The sequence below is a fragment of the Chroococcidiopsis cubana SAG 39.79 genome (assembly GCF_003991895.1).
Taxonomy (GTDB): Bacteria; Cyanobacteriota; Cyanobacteriia; order Cyanobacteriales; family Chroococcidiopsidaceae; genus Chroococcidiopsis; species Chroococcidiopsis thermalis.
Genome location: NZ_RSCK01000248.1, coordinates 1 through 1,331, shown reverse-complemented (window position 1 = coordinate 1,331; position 1,331 = coordinate 1). Strand labels below are relative to the sequence as shown.

The window sequence follows — 1,331 nt, the reverse complement described above, 5'->3', positions numbered from 1 at the left end:
AGGCAGCTTGTAAAAATAACTTGAGCAACTAAGTTATTACTCTTGGATTGATTTGATAGTTCCAATCGCCATGAAATCGACTTTTGTGGATTGCAATTGATTCAAACTCTGGCTTTGTGACTTGAATACCAACGTCATAGCAGTTTTCATCAAGCATGGCTTTAATCTCTAAGCCGGACTGAGTCATCGTATGACCAATTAAATTTACCACCACTTGCCGACTCGTCAATGGTCTGCCTCGCCAATTAGTCGTGATGTGACAAAACATCCGGTGCTCAATCTGATTCCACTTGCTAGTACCTGGTGGAAAATGACAAACATGAATCGTCAAACCTGTTTCATCAGCAAGTTCCTGGAGTTTCAACTTCCAGAGCCGATTCCGATTGCCATTACTGCCACCACCATCAGCAGTAATTAGTAGATGCTTGCTACGAGGATAAAGCGATTTGCCCATTTCGTACCACCAATGCCGAATCGATTCAACTGCAAATTCAGCTGTATCATGGTCAATCCCGACACTGACAAAACCCTGGTTAAGTGATCGGTCATATACTCCATACGGAATTACTTTACCCAGTTTCGGGTTTACAAAATCGTGGATGTTTACTTCAGTCGGTTGTCGCTTGGGTTGCCACTCTTGACCTGTGTTCTTGTAATTGCCGACGAGTTCCTTTTTCTTGGTATCAACCGAAATTACTGGACGATGCCGCTGTTGGAATCTAGTCACGGTATTGGCGATGTGCTCAAACTGTTTGTCTCGGTCTGGATGAGTGCTACCTTCGGTAGTCTTGCGATTACTTTGTAAGCTATAGTTCATTGCTTGCAGCAGATTGTAGACCGTTTTGGGACATACCTGATGTCCTAGACGTTGCAATTCTTCTGCCAGCTTTGTTACGCTCTTGCACGTCCAACGTAGAGAAAATTGTGGGTCACCACGAGTGGTTGGTTCGACCAATGATTCGAGAGCTTCGAGTATGGTTGGGTCTATTTCTTCGACCAGCTTGCGCCCAGCACCTGATTGCCGAATTTGCACTGGGACAAGAGCTTTGCCTTTGTTGTTTTGCAACTCCCTCATCCCAGCCGCAATGGTATTACGGCTCAAACCAGTCGCCGCCGCAACTGCACTCACTCCACCGTAACCCAATGTAGTTGCTTCAATTGCTGCCCAAATTCTTCTTGTCCGCTCATTTAAGTACGGCAGAAAAGACTCATACTTATTTTGAATTTTCTTAATTACATCAGCATCGAACATAACCGTTTCAATCTCAATGCTGCTCTAAAATCATAACTTAGTCCTTTAAAAGTTGCTTAAGTTATTTTTACAAGCTGCC

General features: G+C 44.0%; 1 protein-coding gene. It reads right to left on the bottom strand.

Going from position 1 to position 1,331, the window contains the following annotated elements; genetic code table 11:
- Positions 1 to 28: 28 nt before the first annotated feature.
- Complete coding sequence (locus tag DSM107010_RS37710; RefSeq protein WP_127025421.1) at positions 29 to 1,252, bottom strand: ISAzo13 family transposase; 1,224 nt, start codon at positions 1,250 to 1,252, stop codon at positions 29 to 31.
- Positions 1,253 to 1,331: the final 79 nt, after the last annotated feature.

Excerpts from the sequence above, each read along its gene's own strand:
- DSM107010_RS37710 (WP_127025421.1), bottom strand. The coding sequence starts at position 1,252 with ATGTTCGATGCTGATGTAATTAAGAAAATTCAAAATAAGTATGAGTCT.